This window comes from Streptomyces sp. NPDC043427 (assembly GCF_056436655.1).
In genome coordinates this window covers 47191-61828 of the sequence record NZ_JBWKCC010000017.1, presented here as the reverse complement: position 1 = coordinate 61828, position 14638 = coordinate 47191, and the positions used below count along the sequence as shown (strand labels likewise).

General features: G+C 72.1%; 10 protein-coding genes and 1 riboswitch. Of the genes, 4 read left to right on the top strand and 6 right to left on the bottom strand.

The genetic code is table 11. The features are described from left to right. Positions 1 to 37: 37 nt before the first annotated feature. The gene (locus tag AC067M_RS25510) at positions 38 to 757 is read left to right on the top strand and encodes a DUF4142 domain-containing protein (RefSeq protein WP_478699476.1); all 720 of its coding nucleotides are present in this window, start codon (positions 38 to 40) and stop codon (positions 755 to 757) included. 91 nt (positions 758 to 848) lie between these two features. Here the strand turns inward: AC067M_RS25510 and AC067M_RS25505 are convergent, their stop codons facing one another. Continuing rightward, positions 849 to 2510, bottom strand: a complete 1662-nt coding sequence (locus AC067M_RS25505) for a glycoside hydrolase family 13 protein (protein WP_478699342.1) — start codon at positions 2508 to 2510, stop codon at positions 849 to 851. A gap of 330 nt (positions 2511 to 2840) precedes the next feature. On the opposite strand from AC067M_RS25505, the gene AC067M_RS25500 reads away from it, so the two are divergent. Together AC067M_RS25500 and nicT are read left to right on the top strand one after the other, a co-directional pair. Beyond that, entirely contained in the window at positions 2841 to 3800 is a 960-nt protein-coding gene (locus tag AC067M_RS25500) for an LAETG motif-containing sortase-dependent surface protein (protein ID WP_478699341.1), read from the top strand. Positions 3801 to 3892: 92 nt separating this feature from the next. Continuing rightward, a riboswitch (cobalamin riboswitch) is annotated at positions 3893 to 4081 on the top strand. Between the two features lie 27 nt (positions 4082 to 4108). Beyond that, positions 4109 to 5200, top strand: coding sequence for a Nickel transporter NicT (gene nicT / locus AC067M_RS25495; RefSeq protein ID WP_478699340.1), 1092 nt, complete (start codon positions 4109 to 4111; stop codon positions 5198 to 5200). A 266-nt stretch (positions 5201 to 5466) separates the two neighbouring features. Here the strand turns inward: nicT and AC067M_RS25490 are convergent, their stop codons facing one another. Both AC067M_RS25490 and thrS read right to left on the bottom strand, forming a co-directional pair. Continuing rightward, positions 5467 to 6465: a nucleoside hydrolase gene (locus AC067M_RS25490; protein WP_478699339.1), complete on the bottom strand. Its 999-nt coding sequence runs from the start codon at positions 6463 to 6465 to the stop codon at positions 5467 to 5469. A 62-nt stretch (positions 6466 to 6527) separates the two neighbouring features. Continuing rightward, positions 6528 to 7742 carry a threonine--tRNA ligase gene (gene thrS / locus AC067M_RS25485; protein ID WP_478699338.1) on the bottom strand — a complete coding sequence of 405 codons (1215 nt, stop codon included), beginning with the start codon at positions 7740 to 7742 and terminating at the stop codon, positions 6528 to 6530. Positions 7743 to 8084: 342 nt separating this feature from the next. Between thrS and AC067M_RS25480 the strand changes: the two genes are divergently transcribed. After that, positions 8085 to 8873 (top strand): hypothetical protein, encoded by a 789-nt coding sequence (locus AC067M_RS25480; protein WP_478699337.1) that lies wholly within the window; start codon positions 8085 to 8087, stop codon positions 8871 to 8873. A gap of 102 nt (positions 8874 to 8975) precedes the next feature. Here AC067M_RS25480 and AC067M_RS25475 read toward each other — a convergent pair whose 3' ends face one another. The 3 genes from AC067M_RS25475 to AC067M_RS25465 all read right to left on the bottom strand — a co-directional run bounded on the left by AC067M_RS25475 (position 8976) and on the right by AC067M_RS25465 (position 14637). Further along, positions 8976 to 10319 carry a helix-turn-helix domain-containing protein gene (locus AC067M_RS25475; RefSeq protein WP_478699336.1) on the bottom strand — a complete coding sequence of 448 codons (1344 nt, stop codon included), beginning with the start codon at positions 10317 to 10319 and terminating at the stop codon, positions 8976 to 8978. Positions 10320 to 10663: 344 nt separating this feature from the next. Beyond that, entirely contained in the window at positions 10664 to 12025 is a 1362-nt protein-coding gene (locus AC067M_RS25470) for an extracellular solute-binding protein (RefSeq protein ID WP_478699335.1), read from the bottom strand. Beyond that, on the bottom strand, positions 12025 to 14637 hold the full coding sequence (locus AC067M_RS25465) for a caspase family protein (protein ID WP_478699334.1): 2613 nt from the start codon (positions 14635 to 14637) through the stop codon (positions 12025 to 12027). The genes AC067M_RS25470 and AC067M_RS25465 overlap by 1 nt, the downstream gene beginning before the upstream one ends. Between the last annotated feature and the right edge of the window lies 1 nt (position 14638).

Here is a 14638-nt window from a genome sequence, read left to right as displayed (position 1 = left end):
CCGGGCAGGAGGCACGGTGCTCTTCTCGCGGAACGCGATGGGAACCCTTCTCGTGGGGGGCGCCCTGGGCCTGACGGCCATCGCGCTCGCCTATCCGGCCATGCTCGGCATGAACAACGTGTCCAGCACCCCCGACCGGATCATCGCCCAGACCTCGGCCGGGCCGCTGACGGAGGCCGACCGGGACTTCGTGGTGAAGGTGCGGGCGGCGGGGCTGTGGGAGTACCCGGTGGGTCAGATGGCCGTGCAGAAGGGGACGACCAAGGCGGTCGTCACGGCCGGGCAGCACCTGATCGCCGGCCACGCGGCCCTGGACGCGACGTGCCGCCGGATCGCGCCCCAGCTGAACATCACGATCCCCGACCAGCCGAGCCCGCAGCAGCAGGGGTTCATCACGACGCTGAGCAGCGACAGCGGCAAGCAGTTCGACTCCGACTTCGCCAACATCCTGCGCGTGACGCACGGCAGCATCTTCAACACGGTCTCGAAGATCCGCTCCACCACCCGCAACACCCTGGTGCGCCAGCTCGCCGACCAGGCGAACACCACTGTCCTGGACCACATCACGGTCATGGAGAAGACGGGCCTGGTCAACTTCGACCAGGTCCTCTTCCAGGAGACCACCCCGCCCAAGCTCCCCTCCTCCGACCTCACCCCACCGCCCCCGGCCCCCGGCGAGCCCGAGGTGGTCCTGACGCCACCGGCGAACAGCACGCAGGGCCCGGCGGCAGCCTCACCCAGCCCGCCGGCGGGGTGAGACGGGCTGCGGCCGTGGAAGCGCCCCCGAGGATTCCGGCGCCCGGCCCGTCGGCCGGGGTGCGCCCGTTCCTCCCTGAGCTGCGCGTCGCTCAGGCCAGCCACGCGGTCGTGTCGGGGCCCAGCCGGCCTTCCGGTGACAGAGGGGCGCTGGTCAGGAGAACCTCGCCGGGCGGGAGGGGTACCGGGGTGTCCGACAGGTTGGTCACGCAGCGCCAGCCGTCGGTGCGGGTGAAGGCGAGGACGCCGGGCGGGGTGTCCTCCAGCCAGGTCAGGGACTCACCCTCGAGCAGCTTGCGGCGCAGCTTCAGGGCCGTGCGGTAGAGCTCCAGAGTCGAGCCCTCCGTCCCGTCCTGGGCCTCGACGGCGTACGACGCGAAGCCCGGCGGCTGGGGCAGCCAGGCGCCGCCCGCGCCGAAGCCGTACGACGGACCGCTCTTCGTCCACGGCAGCGGCACCCGGCAGCCGTCGCGGCCCTTGCGGACCCGGCCCGTCTGCTCCCAGATCGGGTCCTGGAGGACCTCCACGGGCAGGTCGGCGACCTCGGGCAGCCCGAGCTCCTCGCCCTGGTAGACGTACGACGAGCCGGGCAGCGCCAGCATCAGCAGGGCGGCCGCCCGGGCCCGGCGCAGGCCCCGGGACTCGTCCACGGCGGGCGCGTGGCCGCCGGACAGCAGCCAGGCGTTCTCGTCCGTGCCCGGCGGCAGCATCAGCCGGGAGGCGTGGCGTACGACGTCGTGGTTGGACAGCACCCAGGTCGCGGAGGCGCCGGCCAGCCGCGCGTCCTGAAGCGATCCGGTGATCACCTGGCGCAGTTCACACGCGTCCCAGCCCGCCTGGAGGTACTCGAAATTGAACGCCTGGCCCAGTTCGTCCGGGCGCGCGTACAGCGCGCGGCGCGGGCCGCGCACCCAGGCCTCGGCGACGGCCATGCGGGGCGGGGAGTAGGAGTCGAGGATCGTGCGCCAGTCGCGGTAGATCTCGTGGACGTCGTCGCGGTCGTAGAAGGGGTGGGTACCGGGCGGGAAGTCCGGCAGCGCCTCCTCCCGGCTCAGCTCGGGCCCGCCCAGGTCGCGCAGCGGCTCGGCCAGGTCCTTGGCGAGGGCGTGGGCGACGTCGACCCGGAAGCCGTCGACCCCGCGGTCGGCCCAGAAGCGCAAGGTCGTGCGGAAGTCGGCGCGGACCTCCTCGTGCCCCCAGTTCAGGTCGGGCTGCTGGGGCGCGAACAGGTGCAGGTACCACTGCCCGTCCGGCACCCGCTGCCAGGCGCTGCCGCCGAAGACGGACTGCCAGTCGGAGGGCGGGAGCTCTCCGTGCTCGCCCCGGCCGTCACGGAAGACGTACCGGTCGCGGGCGGCGGAGCCCGGGCCGGCCGCCAGGGCCTCCTGGAACCAGACGTGCTGGTGCGAGGTGTGGTTCGGGACCAGGTCGACGATCACCTTCAGGCCCAGGCGGTGGGCCTCGGCGACCATGTCGTCGAAGTCGTCCAGGCTGCCCAGGCGCGGGTCGACGTCCCGGTAGTCGGCGACGTCGTAGCCGCCGTCGGCGAGCTCGGAGGGGTAGAAGGGGCTGAGCCACAGCGCGTCCACGCCGAGCGCCGCGAGGTGGGACAGGCGCTGGGTGACACCCCGGACGTCGCCGAGCCCGTCACCGTCGGCGTCGGAGAAGCTGCGCGGATACACCTGGTAGATGACGGCCTGCCGCCACCAGTTCGGATCCTTGGACGAGAGGTCGGGCGTGGTACGGACGATCACGCTGGCTCCTCTTCGGGTTCTCGGCGGATGATGCGGACGAGCGGTCTATGCACGATAAAGGGAAATTCTGTCCACATCGCCGGAAAAGTGAACCTCCGCCACCGTCGGAACGAATCATTCCCCGTGTGACGGAACTGTGATGGCGTCCGAACTCACTTGCCGTCGCAGCAGGTTGACAGCGTTCCGCCGCGAGATCCACCATGAGTACACGCTGTGGCGCATGTGACCAATGGGCCCGGTGTTTCTTCGACCGCACACCCCCGGTACGGCCGACAGCGTCGTGCTGCCCTCCCGCCGTACCCGGGTTTCGCACGCCAAGATGGGATCTGCATGTCCATAGCGAGACGTGTCACCATGCGCCGCCTGCTGGGGACGGGCGCCGCGTCGCTCGCCCTGTGCGCTGCCTCCGTCGCCGCTGCCTCCGGTGCCTGGGCCTCCGAGCCCGGCGGGGACGGCTGGGCGTCCGGCGGGGCGTACCAGCCGGGCACCGGCGCGGGCACGGAGACCGGCACGGACCGCTGCCAGTTCTCCCTGGACGGCGTCGGCTTCTTCGACTCGGTCAAGGTCGACGACCAGAACCTCAAGCCGACCGAGGACGGCAAGGTCCACATCAAGGTCCGCACCGCCGGGGACGCGAGCACCTGCACCGCCTCCCTGTCGTCCTTCCTCGCCCACGGCGCGGACTTCGGCACCTCCGGTGAGCAGATCTTCATCGACTTCGACACGGTGACGGTCAAGCCCGGCCAGACCGAGTCCCTCGACATCGCGGTGCCGGACGCGGGCTGCTACGCGCAGATCGACCTCTACCGGGGCGCCAAGAAGTTCGACGGCAAGCTCGACGCGAAGGACGGCTTCGAGCACGGTGAGCTGCCCAAGGGTCCGGACCGTCCGGTGATCAAGGACAAGCTGATCGCGGCCTGGAACGGCGGCAGCAAGGACTGCACGACCATCGAGTCGCAGCCCCCGACCACCCCGCCCGCCTCCACCCCGCCCACCACGCCCGCCACTCCCACGACGCCCCCGGCGAGCGAGCCCGTGACCCCGCCGGCCGAGACCGAGCCTCCCGCCGGCACCCCGACCCCGTCCGGCTCGACCTCCACCCAGCCGCCGAGCGACTCCGAGTCCACCACGCCCCCGGCTGCCACGCCGCACGGCGGCGGCGGCGACCTCGCGGAGACGGGCGCGAACAGCAGCACGACCCCGATCGCCATCGGCGCGGCGGTGCTGCTCGCGGGTGGCGCGGTGATCGTCGTGTCGACGCGCAGGCGCAAGGCGGCCGCTCGCTCGTAGCGACGACGCCGGGATCTTGGGGGCCGGGGGCCTGGGGGCGTTGCCCCCGGGGCCTCGGCCCCACCCGGCTGTGCGGGAGCTGCGGTGAGCACCTACTGTGGGCGGGCCGTGGTGTTCGGGAAGTCGGTGTGAAGCCGGCGCGGCCCTCGCCACTGTGATCGGGGAGTTCCCGTCCCGCGTCCCGTGAGGGACAGCCACTGGTCGTCGCGAGGCGGCCGGGAAGGCAGGGCCGGGCGCGTACACCCGGAAGCCAGGAGACCGGCCACGGCATCTCACGAAGTGATCCACGAGGTGCTGGAGCTGACCGTATGACCGAGCCTGTTTCGCCTGCTTCCTTCCGCTGGCGGCGTGAGGACACCGTGCGGACGGCGGTGCTGATGGCGGTCATCGCCGCCCTGCACGTCGTCGCGTTCGGGATCCTGTTCCTGCTCGTCGTCCCCGGCCACTACGAGGTCGGCGACAAGGCCTTCGGCATCGGCCTCGGCATCACCGCCTACACCCTCGGCATGCGGCACGCCTTCGACGCCGACCACATCGCCGCGATCGACAACACCACCCGCAAGCTGATGGCCGACGGCAAGCGGCCGGTGTCGGTGGGCTTCTGGTTCGCGCTCGGCCACTCCAGTGTCGTGGTCCTGCTCGCCCTGCTGATCGCGGGCGGCACCCAACTGGCCGGCCGGGTCATGAACGAGGACTCGGGCACCCACCAGGTCCTCGGCTTCCTGGGTACGACCATCTCCGGCACGTTCCTCTACCTCATCGCCGCCCTCAACCTGGTCGCCCTGGTGGGCATCCTGAGGGTGTTCCGGGCGATGCGGGCGGGCGCGTACGACGAGCGGGAGCTCGAACAGCACCTGGACTCGCGGGGCTTCATGAACCGGATCCTCGGCCGCCTCACCAACTCCATCTCGCGCCCCGGCCAGATGTACCCGCTCGGCTTCCTCTTCGGCCTCGGCTTCGACACCGCGACCGAGGTCACGCTGATGGTGATGGCCGGTTCGGGCGCTGCGGCGGGCCTGCCCTGGTACGCGGTCCTGTGCCTGCCGCTCCTCTTCGCCGCCGGCATGAGCCTGTTCGACACCCTCGACGGCACGTTCATGAACTTCGCCTACCAGTGGGCGTTCTCCAACCCCGTCCGCAAGGTCTTCTACAACCTCACCATCACCGGCCTGTCCATCGCCGTCGCCTTCTTCATCGGCACGATCGAACTCGTCGGCGTCCTCCACGAGAAGCTCGACCTGCGCGACGACGTCACCGGCTGGATCGCGGGCCTCGACCTCGACAACGTCGGCTACATCATCGTCGGGCTGTTCGTCGTGGTGTGGGCGGCGGCGGTCGCGTACTGGAAGCTCGCGAAGGTGGAGCAGCGGTGGGCGGTACGGCCCGCCGACACGCAGTGACTTCGGTGAACACCGGGCGAACTACCTGTGTGCATATGTGACTTGACCGTGACGCGACCGGCCATCGCAAGGTAATCTTTTGGCAAAGAGGTGTTCGCAGGAGCCAAGTGGATCGAGGGAGGCAATCGTGTTCGATCTCCGGACCGAGGCAGAGATGAGGCTGCACTCGGAGAAGACGGCCCGGGAACTCGCACTGAAGAAGCAGCGGGAGAAGTCCGGCGAGGCGCACACGAGCGCCGAACCGACCGCCACCCCCGACACGGCGGCTACGGCTTCTCGACCGTCGTCAGCCACAGACTGACGTAGCGCTCCACGTTCACGCCCAACGCCACGTCTACCAGCGGCTGTTCACGTTCGCCGTGGTGTATCTCGGACTCGCCGGGGCGTGGGCGGCGGTCCACGACCGTCTGGCCTCGGGTCGGGCCCGGGGCGAGGGAGACCTCGACCGGGAGGAGCTCGGTGGTGATCCCCTCCGGGTCGACGACGGCGCAGACCGCGCCGGCGTCACCGAGGCCGCCCATGGGGGTGGGGTCGCCGGAGGTGGCGGGGTCGCGGTGGGCGAGGAGTTCGCCGGCCATGCGGAGGCTGGGTTCAGGGCTGTTGCGCAGGCGTTGGACGTCGGCCGCCGGGACGAGGACCCGCTTGAACACGTCCAGGCCGTACATGGTGATCGGCACCCCGGCGGTGAGCAGGATCGCGGCCGCCTCCGGGTCGTGCCACACGTTGAACTCCGCGACCGGCGTGGCGTTCCCGGTGGCCACCGCGCCGCCCATGAACACGATCCGCTCGATGTTGCGGACCACCTCCGGGTGCGTACGCAGCAGCAGGGCGATGTTGGTGAGGGGCGCGGTCGGGATGAGGGTGACCGGATGCGGGGAGGCGAGGATCTCCCGGCGCAGCAGCGTCACCGCGTCCACGTCGACCGGGGTGCGGGTGGGGGCGGGCAGACCCAGGTCCGCCATGCCGTCCTGGCCGTGCACATGCCGGGCCACGCGGACCGACTCGATCAACGGGCGTTCGGCGCCCCGGGCGACGGGAATGCCCGGGGCGCCGGCCTGCTCGAGCACGGTGAGGGTGTTGCGCACGACCCCGTCGACGTCGGTGTTCCCGGCCACGCAGGTCACCGCGCGCACGTCGAGGCCGGGGTGACGGACCGCGAACAGCAGGGCGAGGGCGTCGTCGACGCCGGTGTCACAGTCGATGATCACGGGGATGGGACGGTCGGTGGGACGGTCGGCCGAGCGGTCGGTGGGGCGATCGGTCATGAGGCACCTCCCTTTCGTCACTCCGACCCTACGCAGCCCGACCCGCTCCGCTCACCTGCCCCTCACGCCCAGAGGCCGGTCCCGCGTGCCGCCACCTGTGCCGCCACGCGGTCCAGGAGCTCGGCGGCGGGCAGCACTCCCGGCTTACGGCCGTCCCGCAGGCGTACGGCGGCCAGCGCGCCGTCGGCCTCCCGCTCGCCGATCACCGCCTGGTACGGGACCAGCCGCGCGGCCCGGACGCGGGCGCCGAGGGTGCCGTCCTCGGGGCCGTACAGCCGTGCCCGCAGTCCCCGTTCCTCGGCACGCCGCACCAATTCCTCCGCTTGTCCGACCTGTGCGTCCGCCACGGGGAGCACGGCCAGTTGCTCGGGGGCGAGCCACACCGGGAAGGCGCCGCCGTGCTCCTCGATGAGGTGCGCGACGGCGCGCTCGACGCTGCCGATGACGCTGCGGTGGACCATGACCGGGCGGTGTTTGGCGCCGTCGGCGCCGATGTAGTGCAGGTCGAAGCGTTCGGGCTGGTGGAAGTCGATCTGGACGGTGGAGAGGGTGCTCTCGCGGCCGGCGCGGTCCTCGATCTGCACGTCGATCTTGGGGCCGTAGAAAGCGGCCTCGCCCTCCGCCTCCTCGTAGGCGAGACCGGAGCCGTCCAGGACCTCCCTCAGCAGCGCGGTGGCCCGCCGCCACAGGGCGGGGTCGGCGACGTACTTGCCGCCCTCGCCGGGCAGGGAGAGCCGGTGGCGGGAGGCGCGGATGCCGAGGTCGGCGTAGGCGCGGGTGATGAGGTCCAGGGCGGCGCGGGCCTCTTCCACGGCCTGGTCGAGGGTGCAGAAGATGTGGGCGTCGTTGAGCTGGATGGACCGTACGCGGGTCAGGCCGCCGAGGACGCCGGACAGTTCGGAGCGGTACATGCCGCCCAACTCCGCTATGCGCAGGGGTAGTTCGCGGTAACTGTGGGAGCGGGAGCGGTAGATGAGGGCGTGGTGGGGGCAGAGGCTGGGCCTGAGGACGACCTGTTCCGCGCCCAGGTCCATGGGCGGGAACATGTCGTCGCTGTAGTGGTCCCAGTGGCCCGAGGTCTCGTACAGCTCGCGCTTGCCCAGGACGGGCGAGTACACGTGCCGGTAGCCGGCGGCGCGTTCGGCCTCCCGCACGTACTCCTCCAGGGTGTGCCGTACGACGGCTCCGTCGGGCAGCCAGTACGGCAGTCCCGCGCCCATCAGGGGGTCGGTGTCGAACAGGTCGAGTTCACGGCCGAGGCGACGGTGGTCGTGCATGGTGGGCTCCCTCACTGGAGGGACGAGCACCCCGGAAACGCCGAAGCCCCGGGGCACTCGCCCCGGGGCTTCGGACTGCGTCAGCTGTCAGCGCGCCGGGACATGCTCCGGCGTCGTCGTGAGAGACGGACGAGGGTGTGACTGGGCACGCTGCATGGGGGTGACCGTAGCAAGGGGGTGGAGAGGCCGCGACGGGTTTTCGGGGGCCGCGGACAGGAGTCTCCCCCGCCGGGCCTTCTCACCCGGACGGACCGCCGCGCTGGTCTGTTGGCGGAGGCAGTGGTGCCGTGGAGGGGCGTAGCCGATCTTGGCGACTCACCCCGTTTACCTGGAGGCTTCCGGATGTCCCGTCCCCCGGCCCGTGCGGTCGTCGTGTCCTCGGCGCTCGTGCTCACCGCTTCGCTGACCGTGGCCGCGTGCTCCATCGAAGGGCCGGGCACGGTGTCGACCGCCGCGTCCGCCTCGTCCGGCGCCGGGCACTCCTCCGCCGGCACGTCACCCGCCCCCGCCGGAGCCCCCGCGCTCACCGCCGCGCAGGCGCAGGCCGCGCTGATCACGGCGGGGGATCTGGGGGAACCCTGGACGCCCACCCAGGGCTCGGCGAGCTGGCGGGACGGGCTGCTGAAGGCGTCGGCGGACAAGCCCGAGTGCGGGCGGCTGCTGGACGCCCTCTACGCCGAGGAGCTGTTCGGGCCGGACGCGCGGATCGGGGCGGTGGCCGGGCTCGACGACGACTGGTACCAGGCCCAACTGCACTACCAGGTGGTCGCCCAGGCCCCCGCGGAGGTGGACCGCACACTGGCCTGGCTGCGGACGCTGCCGCGGACGTGCGCCGAGTTCCGGGCGAAGGCCGCCGGGGGCCGCGTACAGTCCGGCACGGTCCAGGAGGCCGCCCTGGCGAACGTGGGCGACACCCGGCAGGCCCTACGCCTCACCCTGGGCAGCGAGACACCGGACGGCGACTTCACCGAGCTCACCCTGTACGTCGCCGCCGTCCGCGTGGGCGACGACACGATCACCGTCACGAACGGCGGCGTCGGCGAGGTCTTCGAGTCGGTCACCCGGGCGGCCGTCGAGATCGGTGCGGCGCGCGTGGCGGAGGTACGCAGGCAGGGGCGGAAGCAGGTCTGAAGCGCCTCGCCCGCAAGGGGCCGGGCGGCATCCGACCGCCCGGCCCGGTCACCCAGGTGGCTCCTCGGCGGGAAACGGGAGGCTGTCCTGCCGGGCCGGGCTTCAGAGGGGTGGCTGTGCCGGGGCGGGGCCCAGGGTTGTCGTGCCCGGTGCCGTGCGGTGCCCGAGGCCCGTGCGATAGGCGTCCAGGGCCGCTTCCACCCGCCCCGTCCGCCGCAACAGGTCGCCGAGGAGACGGCACAGGTCGGCGAGGTCGCCGGCGGCTCCGGCGCGCTCCAGGAGGCTGAGGGCGCGGACGTAGTGCTCCTCGGCGGCCTCGGTGTCGCTGGCGTCCTCGGCGATGATGCCGAGCAGGCGGTGGGCGGCGGCGGAGTGCAGGGCGCCGCGCTCCGGGCTGAGGTCGCTCAGGACGCCGTGCAGCAGTTCGGCGGCCTCGTCGGACTTGCCGCGCCGGTGCAGTACGTCGGCGAGCTCCACGGCGACCTGACTGCTGTACAGGGCGGCGCGCTTGGCGGAGAGCATCGTGAGCGCGGCCCGCAACTCCTCCTCGGCGCGGTCGAGTTCGCCGTCCTGCGCGTAGACGTAGCCGCGCATCCAGTGGCAGTTGGCCAGCTCGGTACGGATCTGGAGCTGGCGGTACAGTTCGGCGGCCTTGGCGAGCGAGGCGTCGGCCTCGGCGATACGGCCCTCGGCGAGGAGCGTGCGGGCTACGGAGCGGTGCATACGGGCGACCAGCGCGGGGTCGGCGACCTGGGGTGCGAGGGCGAGGGCGAACTCGGCGGCCTGGGCGGCGCGGGCGTGGGCGCCCATGTCCATGTAGGGCCCGATGACGGAGGCGTACAGCAGGAGCAGCGCGTCGGGGTCGTGCAGGCCACCGCGATTGAGCTCGTCGAGGGCGGTCTCGAGGAGGTAGACGGCGTACCGCAGTTCCCCGGCGAGGTAGTGGGCGACGGCCCGCCCCCGTAGGGCGGGGACGCGTACGGGCAGGGGTGCGTCGACGAGACAGGCCTCCGCCCGCTCGAAGTACACCCGCGCCGCCTCCAGCTCGCCCAGCCGGATCACGCACTCCCCGAGCCCGAGCAGCGCGGTGGCCTGCTCGTCGACGAGGCCGTGTGACTCGGCCTCCGTGAGCAGCTCGGCGTACCGCTCGGCGGCTTCCTCGGTCTCGCCGGTGGCGAGGGTGCGCTGCGCTTCCGTCAGGCGGAGCCGAAGGTCGGTGACGAGACGCGCGGAGCGGCCGGTGGCCAACTCCTCGAACGCGACTCCCAGCCGCTCGGCGAGGTGCTTCAACGCTTCGTCGGAGGGCCGTACGCGGCCCGCCTCCAGGGTGGAGACGTAGGCGGGCGTGTACGTCGGCTCGGCCAACTGCTTCTGTGTGAGCCCCCGTTCGACCCGCAGCCGCTGCACCCGCCGCCCGATGACCTCGGGCCCGTCTCGCTCCGCCACGCTTCGACTCCCCAACTCCGGTGCGCCCTCTTGCCGTTGACCTGGGGCACGCCCTAGGTTAATCGGCGAATTAACCGTGCTTAACACATTGCTGTAATTCCTTTGATCCACCCCGTGTCCACCCCCCACCATCGTTGCGAGGTCACCGTGCACGAACGCACAACCCCCCGCTACGAAAGCCCGTCCGCCCGCTGTGCCCGAGGAGTCGCCGCAGCTGTGATCGCCATAGCCGCCCTCATCACAGCGTCGAACGCGGGCCCCTCAAGAGCGGGCGAGGAGCCCCCGGCACCGTCGACGGCACATCAGGTACAGGGCGGTTGACGGCTCCAGGCGGCCGTGGGACCTCAGTCGGGCAGCGCCCTGCGCAGAGCCCCGTCCAGGCGTCCGGCCAGTTCCGCGTCTGTCGGTGGGGCCTCGCCGAACAACGCCCCCAGCTCGGTGGTGAAGGTCTGGGTGAAGGCGCCGTACAGCGGGGTGCGGGGGCGGGAGGTCGCCTGCTGGAGGGACCTGAGGAGGATGGGGGCGGCGTATGCGGGGCGGCCGGCGCTGTCGCGGGGCATGCGGTCGGCGCTTTCGCCCGTGGGCGACGCCGGGGATGTGGCGGAGACGCGGGCGTTCGTGCACTTCACGTCCTGCGTGTAGACGGAGGTGCGGGTCGCGGCGAAGCCCGCGTCCAGGAGGCAGCGTTCGCTGTCGGCGTTGGTGAGGAAGTCGATCAGTGCGGCCGCCCCGTCCAACCGCTGCGAGGACCGGGTCACCGCGAGGTTCTGGCCGCCCAGCACCGCACGCCCCGGCAGCGGGGCCACGCCGAGCTGGTCCTCGGTGAACGTCTGGTGCAGGGTGCGGTAGGCGTACGGCCAGTGGCGCAGGAACGCCGTACGGCCGTCGGCGAAGTCGCCGAGGGTGGCCGCCTCGTCGGAGCGGAAGGCGTCGTCGAGGGTGTACGACGTGTCGGTGCGCGCGCGCAGTTCGGCGACGCCGTCGGTCAGCTCCTGCACGTCGGCCGTGTAGTGGCCGTCGGCGTCGGTGAGCGCGAAGTCCGGCGTGACCGACGCGAACGCCTCGATCGCGTTGACCGTGAGGCCCTCGTAGGACGCCAGCTGACTCGTCCAGCCCTCCTCGTAGCCCTTGGGCTCCTCGCGGTCCAGGGAGTTGATCAGTTCCCGCAGCTCCTGCCAGGTGGTGCCCGCGCTGAGGTCGGTGCGGCCCAGCGCGTCGAGGTAGTCGCGGCGGTAGTAGAGCAGCCCGACGTCGCTGTTGAACGGCACCGCGTACACCTTGCCGTCCCAGCGGGCCGTGCGGGCCACCGACGGGATGACGTCCGGGTCGACCGCCTGCTCGGCCAGCGGCCGGATCAGGTCCGCCTCGGCGAACTCCGGCACCCATGTCACGTCCAGGTTGACCACGTCGTACCGTGCGCTGCCCGACTGCAGGGCGCCGAGCAGCTGGCTGCGCTGTTCGTCGGCGGAGCCGGGGAGTTCGACCAGCCGGGCGTGGTACCCGGTGCCCGCCTTGTCCTGCTCTCGGTTCCAGGCGTCGATGAGCTGCTGACGGATGCCGTTCTGACCGGTCACGTCCCGGCCACTGGCCACCACGATCTCCCCGGGCGCGACGGCGGCGGCCGACGGGGCCTCCTGGCCGGCCGAGCCGCCCGTGCAGGCGGTCACAGCGAGGAGCAGCAGCGCGACCAGCATGCGTCGGGCCATCAGTCCTCCCCCGTTCCCACGCGCGCGACCTCGTCGTGCAGGCCGGCGCCGAGGTCGTCGTTCGCGTCGAGGCAGCGGCCGCCGCTCGCCTCGGCGATCCGGGCGTCGGTGCGACCCCGGTCGCAGGCGCCGATCTCCAGGGACACCATCACCACCGGCACTCCCGATTTCCCCGCCTTCTCCAGCACTGCGTCGAGGTTGCGGCCGGTCAGCCGTGTGTGGTCCTCGTCGTCCGTGAGAAAGACGATCAGCTGCGGTCCGTCGTCGTCGGCGCCGCGGCCCGCCATGTCGGCGAACGCGGCGAGCAGCGCCGCGTGCGGGTCGGCCTCGGCGTCGCGCACCTTCGTCCGCCGTGGGTCGAGGACCTTTTCGGCGTCGGCGCGCTGGTGGTTGCCGAACGAGAGCAGGAGGTCATGGCGTTCACCGGACGTGCCGGACACCGTCCACACGCCGTACTGGTCCTGGTCGCCGAGCCCGCCGAGCGACTGTTTCAGGATGCCGGGGCCACCGCTCGGCCCCTGCCAGAAGTCGGTCATCGAGCCCGAATTGTCCAGGAGGTAGAGGACCCGGCCCGGGCCGCTGGCGCCGCGGTAGCGCGTGAGCGTCGTGTCCATCGCCGTCCGCTCGGCGGTCGCAGTCGGCTGGCCGGGGTCGCGCAGGACACCGGTGCCGACGTGGTCGGGGTCGAGCAGCGGACGCTCACCGGCCGCGGACCGGAAACCGGCGTCCCGGAACACCGCGAGGCCGCCGTCCTCGTCGGTCAGCCAGCTGTGGAAACGGTTCACCGCGTCCGCACGCGCCTCGGCGTCCAGATCGGCGCCCTTCCAGCGGACCGGTACGAAGGTCGGGGTCAGCCCCGGTACGTCGAAGGGGTAGGCGGCCAGGCGCGGCGTGCGAGTCGCCCGATGGCAGGTGACACCACTCCTCAGCAGGAACTCCGGGGCGAGGACCGCGGTGCGCCGGTCCGCGCCGGCGTCCTCGGGCAGCGCGCACAGCAGGTCGGAGGCCGTGGGCGACGGGGCACCCGGCGCCAGCCGACGCTCGGCGCCCCCCGCGCCGCCGGTGCCGGCCGCGTCGCCCTTGCCCCCCGTGCCGCCGTACAGGCCCAGCGTCGCCAGCAGGGCCGCGGTCGTGAACTCCGGGTCGGGGCGGCGCACCTCGGCGTCCGCGTCCCGCCGCTCCAGGTCGTCCATCAGCCGGGTGAGGGAGCGTCCCTTGCGCTCGTCGACCGAACCGGCCAGGTCCCGGGGGGCGGCCAGCACGACCGGGGAGTACACGAAGGGCCCGCCGAACGGCCCCAGTTCGGCGAAGGTACGGCCCTGGAAGCCGCGGACGACCCGGGTGACGTCCGCGGCCGAGGCCGGGATCCACACATCGGGCTGCGGACCGACGTCCCGCTGCGGGTTGTCGTCCTCGACGACCGGCTCCTGCCACGCGTCGGTGCCCTCACGCAGCGCGGTGACCGCGTCGGCGGCACCCGCATCGTAGACGGTGAGGCCGCTGTGGCGGCAGCCCTGGTCGGTGGTGTTCGCCTCGGAGGTCAGATACGCGTCGGCGGCCGCGCGGACGGTGGACTGCAGGTCGGGGTCGGTGAGCACGCGCAGTTCGAGGGGCGGGGCACAGACGGTGTCGTCGTCGGGGCCGATGAGGGCGTAGCCGAGGCCACAGAGCGCGAGGACGAGGACCACACTCACGGCGGCCCGAAGCGCCGGGCGCCCGTGCCGGAACCAGCGCGCGGTGGCGCGGGCGCCGGCGCGGAGCGCTTCGAGGAGGGGCCCGAGGACGCGTGAGAGGGCCGCCTTGAGCGAGGCGAGGCGTTCCTTGAGCTTGTTCTCCTCAGGTATGACGATCGGCACCGGCGCGTCCCGGGCTCCCAGCAGGACGTCCGTCTGCCCCTCCAGCTGGGGCTTCTGCGGCTCGCCCAGCGTGGTCCTGTATCCCGCCGCGGCCATCCGCTCCGGTAAGTCGGCGAACACGTCCTGGAAGGAGACCTCACCGCTGCGGTTCAGGAGGGTGAGCAGTTCCCGGGTGAACGGCGTGGGCACCTTGCCGTTGCCGCCGTGGGTGAGCCGGTTGGCCTGCACGCTCATCAGCAGCAGGATCTTCTCCCGGTCGACGGCGTGGTCGCCGAAGTCCCGCAGGATCCGCGCTGCGTTACCCGCGTAGCAACAGTCGAGGATCACCACGATCCGCTGCGCCTGGCTCCCCGCGAGTTCGGTCAGGACGCCGGTGAACCCTGCCGCGCCCGGGAACACCGCGTGGCCGCCCGCGACGACGCGTGCGTTGCGCATCTGAAGGAAGAGTTCGGTGCCCGCGCTGGGGACGGCGCCGTGTCCGGCGAAGTAGAGCAGCAGCAGCCCCTCGGCCTCGTGTGCGACGCGGCGCAGTTCCTCGCTGAACTCGTCGAGGGAGGCGCCGGGGAGCGTGGTGATCTCGTCCGCGTCGAACACTCCGCCGCCATGCAGGACGTCGCTCAGCCGGTCCAGGTTGTGCTCGACGCCGGGCAGGTTGCCGTCTACGCCGTCCCGTTCCCTCGGTCTCGTGTGGTCGTACGCGAAGACACCGACGAGCAGCGCCCGGTTCTTCTGGCGGCGCGGATCGAAGCGGGTCACC